This is a genomic window from Mycobacterium sp. (genome assembly GCF_035653355.1).
Lineage (GTDB): Bacteria > Actinomycetota > Actinomycetes > Mycobacteriales > Mycobacteriaceae > Mycobacterium.
On the sequence record NZ_DASRBZ010000318.1, the window covers coordinates 1 to 9130 of the forward strand.

General features: G+C 63.8%; 9 protein-coding genes and 1 pseudogene. 4 read left to right on the top strand and 6 right to left on the bottom strand.

All coding sequences use genetic code 11. The annotated features are described in order from the left end of the window. From VFA16_RS11100 to VFA16_RS11115, 4 genes are all read right to left on the bottom strand, one after another. On the bottom strand, window positions 1-364 hold a 364-nt coding region (locus tag VFA16_RS11100; RefSeq protein WP_324967854.1), incomplete at its 3' end, for an aldehyde dehydrogenase family protein. Further along, window positions 357-1256 carry an SDR family oxidoreductase gene (locus VFA16_RS11105; protein WP_324967855.1) on the bottom strand — a complete coding sequence of 300 codons (900 nt, stop codon included), beginning with the start codon at window positions 1254-1256 and terminating at the stop codon, window positions 357-359. The genes VFA16_RS11105 and VFA16_RS11100, both read right to left, overlap by 8 nt. After that, a complete protein-coding gene (locus VFA16_RS11110; protein WP_324967856.1) occupies window positions 1253-2389 on the bottom strand; it encodes a spirocyclase AveC family protein in 1137 nt (378 codons plus the stop codon). Before VFA16_RS11110 ends, VFA16_RS11105 begins: the two co-directional genes overlap by 4 nt. A 3-nt stretch (window positions 2390-2392) precedes the next feature. Further along, a complete protein-coding gene (locus VFA16_RS11115) occupies window positions 2393-3505 on the bottom strand; it encodes an ABC transporter substrate-binding protein (RefSeq protein WP_324967857.1) in 1113 nt (370 codons plus the stop codon). 341 nt (window positions 3506-3846) lie between these two features. Between VFA16_RS11115 and VFA16_RS11120 the strand changes: the two genes are divergently transcribed. After that, window positions 3847-4275: a hypothetical protein gene (locus VFA16_RS11120; protein ID WP_324967858.1), complete on the top strand. Its 429-nt coding sequence runs from the start codon at window positions 3847-3849 to the stop codon at window positions 4273-4275. After that, window positions 4272-4988: a hypothetical protein gene (locus VFA16_RS11125; RefSeq protein WP_324967859.1), complete on the top strand. Its 717-nt coding sequence runs from the start codon at window positions 4272-4274 to the stop codon at window positions 4986-4988. Before VFA16_RS11120 ends, VFA16_RS11125 begins: the two co-directional genes overlap by 4 nt. Before the next feature lie 19 nt (window positions 4989-5007). Here the strand turns inward: VFA16_RS11125 and VFA16_RS11130 are convergent, their stop codons facing one another. Both VFA16_RS11130 and VFA16_RS11135 read right to left on the bottom strand, forming a co-directional pair. Continuing rightward, a complete protein-coding gene (locus tag VFA16_RS11130; RefSeq protein ID WP_324967860.1) occupies window positions 5008-5850 on the bottom strand; it encodes a CbbQ/NirQ/NorQ/GpvN family protein in 843 nt (280 codons plus the stop codon). Next, complete coding sequence (locus VFA16_RS11135) at window positions 5828-7540, bottom strand: nitric oxide reductase activation protein NorD (RefSeq protein WP_324967861.1); 1713 nt, start codon at window positions 7538-7540, stop codon at window positions 5828-5830. The genes VFA16_RS11130 and VFA16_RS11135 overlap by 23 nt, the downstream gene beginning before the upstream one ends. Window positions 7541-7657: 117 nt before the next feature. Between VFA16_RS11135 and VFA16_RS11140 the strand changes: the two genes are divergently transcribed. Then, on the top strand, window positions 7658-8815 hold the full coding sequence (locus VFA16_RS11140) for an acyl-CoA dehydrogenase family protein (RefSeq protein ID WP_324967862.1): 1158 nt from the start codon (window positions 7658-7660) through the stop codon (window positions 8813-8815). After that, window positions 8812-9108 (top strand): annotated as a pseudogene (locus VFA16_RS11145) (acyl-CoA dehydrogenase family protein); the annotation flags it as partial. The gene VFA16_RS11140 and the pseudogene VFA16_RS11145, both read left to right, overlap by 4 nt. Window positions 9109-9130 lie beyond the last annotated feature (22 nt).

The window sequence follows — 9130 nt, forward strand, 5'->3', positions numbered from 1 at the left end:
TTGGGTACCGCAGCGCATCGGCTAACGGGGCGTCGAGCTGGGGGCCGTAGGTGATTGCGCGCGGGCAGCCGACTTCCCGGATCAATTCTTCGCGCAGCGCTTCCTTCTCGGTTTCCAGCGCTTCCTGGAACTGCTCGAGGCACGCTTTACGGAAGCCCGGGCTGGTCGACCAGTCGGTTTCGTCGAACGCCCGCCGCGCGGCGTCGATCGCGCGGTGCATGTCCGCTTTTGATGCGTCGGCGACTTCCCCGAGCACCTCCTCGGTGGCCGGATTGATGTTGGTGAACGTGCCGGCCTCGCCGTCGACGAGCTTGCCGTCGATCAGCATTCGCGACTCGAAGCGAACTTTCGTTGTCTCAGCCATGGTGCTCACTCTCTTTCAGGGCGCTGCGCAGCGCGCCGGGATGTGGGAGGCCCATCGCCAGACGGGTCATCCTATGGAGAGCCTTACTGGAAAGCAGCCGATTGGCAACTAGCAACATGCGGGCGTCGATACCCACAGCGTGTCGGGCAAACGGCGCGCGCTCCTCAAGAAGCTTCGCCAACTCCCGGGCAAAGCGTTCTGGTCGGTTGGCCAGCACACGCATCGCCAACCGGCCCCGCCGGTCAATGTTGGGGTGGTGAACGGCGTACGGGCCCTCGAAGTCGCGATGGTCGGACGTGCCGGCGTCAGTGATGATGTCGGTGTCGAACGTGCCGGCCACCACGACGGTGACCCCTAACCCGAACGGCGCGACTTCGCCGGCCAAAGACTCGGCCCACCGCTCCAAGGCGCCCTTTGCGGCCGAATAGGCGGCGATCGAGGGCATGCCGCGCACGCCGCCCTGACTGGAGATCACCACTATCCGGCCCCGCCCCTCCGCTCGCATCGACGGCAACAGCGCTTTGGTTAGCGCTACCGGCCCGAACACGTGCGTCGCAAACATCCGCTCCCATAGGTCAATCGGCACTTCTTCGACCATTCCCGCTGCCGAGATTCCCGCGTTATGGACCAGTACATGCGGAGCGCCGACGGCCTCCTCGATCGCCTTGGCCGCGGCCACGACCGACGCCGAATCGGTGAGGTCGAGCTGGACCGCGATCAACCGGGCGTCGTTGGGCCCTGCGCCCGTCTCCGTCCGCAGTTTCTCCAGTCCTGGCTCCGGTGAGCGCATGGCTGCCACGACCCGCCAGCCCTGCTTATAGAGGTAGGCGGCGGACGCGAAGCCGAGGCCGCGTGAGGCGCCGGTGATCACGACGGTGCGTGGCTCACTCACGGCGGTGAGCACCGTCCCCCGTTGACCGGCGGTTGCACCTGCGGACGTCCGTGTGGTTGGCCGCTCATCCAGGTAGACCAGATTCCCACAGAGTATGGGCCGGGTTGGCCGTTCCTTTCGTAGAAGCCTTGCGGATCATAGACTTTGGCTTCGGGGTAGGGCCATGGACAGGCGACGGAGGTCGCGGCCCTGGTCCATTTGACAACGGCGAAACTCAGCCCGTAGCCGAAATATGCGACGTTGATGATGACAAGCATCACCACGAACATGCCGAGCGTCGGGCGACCGGCGAATATGCGGGCCCGCTGGGCCAGCTTCTCGGCTACCGTGCGTCCGGTGTCGTCGCGGTACAGCAGCACACCCGCGGGGATCATGACCAGCGTGACGAGCGCGGACTCATAGTACAGCGGGAATTGCCAAGGCTTACCGGGGAATACCGAAAGCCACGGGATCACTTGCGAATAGATGTACATCCCGGTGCGGACGAGCGTGATCTCCAGGAATGCATCAACGATGAAGCCGATGACGAAGATGAGTCCCGCCATACAGATCAGGGGATGGCGCCACACAAAGGAGTCGACCGGACGGCGGGCCTGAATTCGGCGCAGGATCCAGATGGCCGGGAAGTAGGGTCCTAACTGGAACATCACGTAACCGATGACGACAAAAGGCTCGACCGTTGGCGACAGCGACACCAACGGCCAGTCTTCCGGGAAGTGCCAGAGCTGCGGGTTGTAGACCGCGTACGGCGCCCAGTTCATCAGCGGGTCCTGCCAGACAATCAAAGTGGTCACGATCGCCATCAGCAACACGGGGTGACGCGGGTGGCGCCGCCAGGCCACCACGAACACCACGATGATGGCGAGCATGGTCCCGACCGTGAAGACATGCTGGAGGAAGCCGAGCCAATGGGCATAGACGAACAATGGCCGCACCGGCCGAGGGGCCCCGGTGACGTCCGGGTTGCGGATGCGGTCTGAGACCGCACCCGTTCGCGCGTAGTAGGCGATGACCGCGATCACCGCAACGGCGACGATGACCGACGCCGCGGTGATCAGTGACCGCTTTTTCCGTGCTGCGGTCCCGGTGTCAGTAGACGGCTTCAACGAGGGCTGCGTCTGCTCTGTGGTCATCGGTTATTCCTCACCGAAGCGGTCGACGAGATGGGAATTCACGCCGTCGGGATCCAGTGTTCGAGCGACAAGGTAGCCAGCACCCATCCATGCCCGGCGAGTCCATTTCCCAAACGAAACCCGGGTGCCCGGTGCGCCTGCCGCCGCGGGCACCATCTTCACCCGCTCAAGTGCCTCCTTCACCCCACGTGGACTCAATGGATGGGCGTCGGCGAAGGCATGCAGCAGCGCGGTAGCGACGTCGTGGTTCACCACCGGCACGCAATACTGTGGCCGCCGGCCGTAGGCCGCCTCGTACTGGTCCAGGAACCGCTGCCCGACAGGGTTGCCCTCGTCATACTGGTCGACGCCAGTCCATCCTAGATACGCGTTCCACAGCACCGGGTTGATCCAAGCGTTCTGGAAGGCGGTGCTGGTGAACCGGGGCGGGTCCCAGTTCAGCGCTTGCAGCGCGGGATTGATGAAGACGATGCCGAAACCGAAGCCGCAGTGCACGATAGCTTGCGCTTTGGCCTCATGGAGGCTGCGTACCGCGTCGTTGATGTCTTGTCCCGTTTGAGCGATCGGCGCCTCGGCTACGATCCGTATTCCCTTGTGGCTGCATGCTTTTTGGAGGTTCTTCAGGTAACTCTCACCGACCAGGGACTGTTCGACTAGGACTCCGACCTCGCTGTGGCCTCCCTTGGCAAGCAGGTCGGACCAAAAGATCGGTTCATCGGTCATCGATCCTTGCGGAAACGCGAAGGTCCACTCTCCCAGCCAGTCGTCGCTGCCGCATACGTTGATCGCCGGGACCCGGAAGCGTTCCTCGATCGCCTCACGTGTCGGCACGGCGTTCTCGCTGATGTGCGGGCCGAAGACGACAAGGCAGCCCTCATCGACGAGCTCACCGTAGGCGTCGATCACTGCCTTGACCGTTCCCTTTGGCAGACCCTCGACCTCCCGGTACACGATCTCCACCGGACGGTCGATAACCCCCTGCTTCAGGCCTTCGCTGAACACCAGATCGAACGGCCGGGTGAAGTCGTCACGCATCTCCTGCGGGTAACCCTCAGGCAGCAGGAAGTCGCAGAGATACCCGATTTTGATGGGCTCTGCGGTGCTCTCGTAGGACATGTCACCTCCGTCGATGCAGCAGCATCCGGCCCGCCACTTAACCTAATATTTGTTCAGACACTAGCTCCGCGTCTCTTCACCGTCAATCACTGCCCGCCGCAAAACTCACCGGTTCGACGGAGTTGCGGACCAAATATATGTTCCGTACACTACGCTGAATATATAGCCGATCGTGTGGGGTATGCCGGGCGCAGCCGCCGTCACGTTAAACACAACTCCCATGGTGGGAGGGCCATGTGAACCAACACATCTCAACCGCAGAACATGTTGGCGATGGGTCGTCGGCACCGGCTCGCGCTGGTGACGAGCGCACCTATCGACAGCGCAAACGTGGCATATACGTGCTCGCGGGCGTATGCGTCGCCTTCTTTTTGGTGGTCATCTCCGCCTGCTATATCGCGGCAGCAGCGTATGGCTACGGCACCGGCTTTGGCGACGGCAGAGAACTCCCCACGCGCATGCCGGCGCTAGGAGGTACCGGCTTCTGGGGCGACATTGGACTACTCGCGGGCGCCGTCGCTGTCGACCTGATAATTCTTCTCGTCTGGTACCTCGCGGAAAGCCGAATGGATAACCCGAGCGCGGACGATGCGGTCGCCCCCGACGACCACGATGTCGACCTGAAAGACGGCGCATCCTGGTACGCCGTGCAGGTACCCACGTTGACCAAGTTTTTGATAGTGGTTGCCATCGGTTGCGTCGTGGGCATCGTCGTCGGCGCTTCAGCGGTCTTGCCGGTGGTCGCCATCCGTTACGGATGGTTGCTATGAGCAGCATCGAGACAACTAGTGCAGGCGGGCCAGCAACCGCGCAACCCACATACCGCGCTGTTCCAGAGACCGATGGCCCGGTGGTCAAGACCGCCGACCGCTGGCTGATCACGGGCGCAGTGCTCGCCGGGAGTCTAATTCTCAGCCTGATCGGCCTGGTCGTCATCGCGATCGGATTCGTCAAAACGGCAAGGGCTAAGGCCTCTGGAGAGTTTGTCCGGCCGTTCGCAGTCACGCTGTTCGCGATGTTCGCCATGGTCGACGCCGCCGGCAACTTCGTCGGATGGTCGTTGGACCTGTGGGCCCACGGCGCGCGCATCGTGCAATGGGGCCTCACCGGTTGGGGCCGGCTGGTCGACGGCGCCTACTACCTCGACTACAACAGCCTGTGGACCGGCGGCTCCGCCGCCGCGGGAGAAAAGAGCTGGGAGGCCCTCTGCATCCTCGGCGTCTTCCCGGCCCGGTTGGTGGCCGCCTACGGCTTCCTCAAGCTGCAGCGGTGGGGATACCGGTGGATGATCATCACCAGCTGGGCCTACGTTATGGTCTGGCTCGGCTACGTCGTGAATATGGTGGTCAACTTCCCGGACCGCTTCGGGGCCAGCGTTTTCGGCGTTACCGGCTGGTGGGTGTTCGACATCTGGTACATGACGCCATTCCTGACATTGCCCTGGCTTTATGCGTTGGACAAGCGACGCTGGAGCCGGTTCTGAGCTGATCCCTCGGGCGCTGTCAGGCTTGGTGGTCGTTCAGGTACACGTCGATCATCTCGACCAGGCCGCTCGTCACGACCGAGTCGTCGCTAAGCGGTGCCGCGATGGCCGCCTGAGCGGCCTCGCCCGGAGTTAGCCCTTCCGCGACGAGTTGCCCAGCGGCGATGAGCACCCTCGTCGAGGCCACCTCGCGCAGGCCCGCCGTCTCAAGGCGACGGATGGCCTGACCCAGTCGAACGAGCTGGGCCGCCTTGTCATCGTCGATGCCTGCCTCGTGGGCGACGATTTTCTCCTCGACGTCGGGTGTCGGGAAACCGAATTCGATGGCCACCATTCGTTGGCGGGTCGAGTCTTTAAGATCCTTCAGAACGCTTTGATATCCCGGGTTATAGGACACCACCAGACAGAACTCAGGCGCCGCGTCGAGGGTTACGCCGAGCCGCTCCAGGGGAAGCTGGCGGCGATGGTCCGACAGTGGGTGAAGGACAACAGTCGTGTCCTGGCGAGCTTCCACGATTTCGTCGAGGTAGCAGATGGCTCCTTCACGTACAGCCCTCGTCAGCGGCCCGTCGACCCACTCGGTGTCACCGCCCCGCAACAGGAATCGCCCCACCAGATCGGCGGTAGTGAGGTCGTCGTGGCAGGCCACGGTGATGAGGGGCCGCTTTAGGTCATAAGCCATGGCCTCGACGAAGCGGGTCTTCCCGCACCCGGTCGGTCCCTTGAGCAGGATCGACAACCTTTGCCGGACAGCCGCTTTGAAGACCTCTTCCTCATTACCGATCGGGACATAGTACGGCCGCCGCGCATCTGCCGCGGTGACCGTTGCATCCAGCTGATCAGTCTTGTTGCGCTCGCCCACTACTTACCTGCCTGCCTTTTCGGTGTGTCAGCCGTCGACGAGCCTCCGCCGATACCAGAGCCGAACGGAATAGCGGCCCGATCAACTGGCTCAGCTGTTCGAGCCCCGGAACAGTCGCGTGTGCGGCGCTGCCGAAAACGCGCCGTAGTTCGTCGGCGTCGGTGCTGGCGCCGATGGTCAGACAAAGACAGCCGGTTCCCCGGCGGCGGGCTTCAGCAAGCGCGCGTCGAGCATCGGCTGCGCCGTATAGGCGTTCGTAGCCATGGTCGTATGCCAATCCGTCGGATAACACGACCAGTAACCGCCGAGGCGTGCCGCCTTGGCTTTCCAAGGTGGCCGCACCATGCCGGATCGCCGCACCCAGTCGTGAGTAGGCACCGGGCACGAGGCCGCCCAGACGGCGCATCACCAGCGTGTCGAGGCCGTCGTCGAAGCGTTTGACCGGCATTACGCGAACAGCGGATCGGCCCTGCGAGTGAAAACCCCAGAGCGCCACTCGATCACCCAGATCATGCAACGCCACCGTTAATGCTGCCGCCGCGGTCCGCTGTTGCTCATGGACGGTTTGACCGGCCGAGCCGGGCTCGGCGACCGAACCCGAGACGTCGAGCAGAATCAGCACGGAGAGATCGCGGCGGCGGCGAAGGCTGTCGAGATAGAACGCCTCGTCGGGCGCCGACCCGGCCATCACCTCGACGCGCGCTTCGACCGCTGCGTCGATGTCGATGTCATCGCCCTGGGCTTGCCGGTGACAACGATCGAGGCCCAGGCCGAGGCGGGCGAGCGGTCGGCGCATTCGGCATCCGTCGGCAAACACCGGCGGAATGCCGTCCGCGGCATGCGGCTCAATCTCCTGGACCGTGCACCAGTCCGGCCGGTAGCGCCGTCGATACACATCCCACTCGGGATACTTGGTGCCCCGGCCTTCATCGGGCTCGTCCACGGTTTCCGTCGATGCGGTCGAGAACACGGCGTTGCCGCCCCCCGGTGTAGCCGATCGCGTACGGTGTGTCGGCGCATCTGCCCCCGGCTGTCCTCCTTCGCCGAGTCGGCGCACCACTCCTAGCATCTTTTGCAGCAATCGCCCCAGTACGCCTCCCCCGCCGACGGGACTGGAGAAGGGGTCAACAACGTCGTCCGCGTCGCCGCTTTCTTCCTCATCGAGTTCAGGCAGCACCTTGTCAGGCTGCCGGCGCGGAACGTGCTCACCTGTGGCCCCAAGTTTCCCAGTACGGTTCTTCGCTGCCAGCAACTTCCGCGCACGGATTGCTCCGAAGACCGGCGGCGGATCAGCGATTGGCTCCCTGCTCAGCGCCACAGCCAGCGACTCCGCGGGTGAATCGCTGCGCGCGGCCACCTCGTCGTCGATGAGCGACCGCATCGACAGCGGCAACACATGATCGTTCGCCGATAGCGCACGGTGACCTTCGACGGTGAGGTAGCGTCTGGTCAGCCCCGAGTGGCGGTAAAGCCTGCGAACGACGTCGGCCTCCAGGCTTCCGCAAGTCAGCAGGGACGCCTGGACAGCCAACGCGGCCAGCTGGTCACGCATGCTGGCCTCTGCGTCGACGAATACCGTTGCGCCATCGGTCCACGTTGGCACACCGTGCTCGACCGGCGCCACTTGTAACGTCCTGCCGGAGAGCGCTGAAGCAAGCAGGCTAAGCCGCCCCACGTTGTCGGTGCTCACCCTCGTTGCTACTCACTAACCCTTCATCGGCATACGCCATCGAGTTGACCAAATATCTGTTCCACCGTAGAGTCCGGTGATAGCCGTAGTCAATCGCATGGTGGTCTACTAAGAGACGTGGATTTCTCATACCCACCAGAGGTGGAACAGTTCCGCCAGGGATTGCGAGCCTGGCTGTCCGCGAATCTGACTGACGACGTTGTGGCCGCGGGCCGGCGGAGCGGCCGCGACGATGCCGCGTTCGAGACACTGCGGGCATGGAATGCGACGATGGCCGACGCGGGCTGGGCGGCTGTTTCCTGGCCGCGGGAGTACGGCGGCCGCGGCGCGACAGTGCTCGAGCAGCTTGTGTACGCCGAGGAGACGACCCGAGCACGGGTGCCGGTCCCGCTCAACGTGATCGGGATCAACAACATCGCGCCGGCGATCATGCAGTACGGAACCGAGGAACAGAAACGCACGCTGCTTCCCCGCATGGCTCGCGCAGACGATATTTGGTGTCAGGGAATGTCGGAACCTGAGGCCGGCTCCGATCTCGCCTCCTTACGTACCCGTGCGGTGCGGGATGGCGACCATTTTGTGGTCAACGGTCAGAAGATCTGGACTTCGCTCGGGCACCGGGCCGATTGGTGTCAGTTGTACGTGCGCACAGACCCGGATGCCCCTAAGCACAAAGGGATTTCATGCCTGATCGTCGATATGGAATTACGAGGCATCCAGGCCCGGCCTCTGGTGACCCTTACCGAAGAAGCCGATTTCGCCGAGCTGTTCTTCGACGATGTGCGGGTCCCCGCCGATGCGCTGCTCGGGCCGCTGAACCAGGGCTGGCAGGTCGCCACCACCACGCTCAGCCATGAGCGTGCCGGAGCGGCTCGGCTGTATACCGGGATGCAGGTGCAGCTCGAGGATCTGGTGGCCGACCTGGCGGGCATCGAGGTCAACGGGCGGCCGGCGCTGGAAGACCCCGTGACGCTACGCCGCCTTGGAGAGCTGGCTGTGCGCATCAAATACCTGGAAGTGCTCTGCCAGCGGTCAATTTCGGCGATGCTGCACGGTGGCGACGCCTTCGGGTCTGCCAGCCTGGCCAAGACGATATGGGGCGAGCTCGGACAAGACCTTGCCGCACTAGCTTTCGACGTGCTGGGGCCATTCGTCGCCAATGGCCGTTGGGCCGACCGCCGGCTGGCCTCCCGCTCGCTCACCATTGCCGGTGGCACGACACAGATCAACAAGAACGTCACCGCGCAACGGGTCCTGGGGTTGCCGCGCCAATGAACCTCGAACTCAGCGACGAGCAGCTGGCACTCCGCGACACCGTGCGACGCTTCCTTGCCGAAAAGGCGGCGATTGCAGAACATGTACGCCCGGTGCTGCAGGATCCGACCGGCATGACCCCGGCCGTGTGGCAAGGTCTCGCTGATCTCGGAACCACAGGGCTTTTGGTGCCGCAACACTACGGCGGTGCCGGCATGACGATGGTGGAAGCCGGGATCGTCCTCGAGGAACTCGGCGCGGCCCTTTACCCCGGCCCGTGGCTGTCGACTGCGGTCGGTGCGACCCGTGCGCTAACCTGATTCGGCGCCGAGGAAG

What these genes read in the sequence shown, in the direction of transcription:
- VFA16_RS11110 (WP_324967856.1), bottom strand. Translation starts at nt 2,389, where the DNA reads ATGACCACAGAGCAGACGCAGCCCTCGTTGAAGCCGTCTACTGACACC.
- VFA16_RS11115 (WP_324967857.1), bottom strand. Translation starts at nt 3,505, where the DNA reads ATGTCCTACGAGAGCACCGCAGAGCCCATCAAAATCGGGTATCTCTGC.
- VFA16_RS11125 (WP_324967859.1), top strand. Translation starts at nt 4,272, where the DNA reads ATGAGCAGCATCGAGACAACTAGTGCAGGCGGGCCAGCAACCGCGCAA.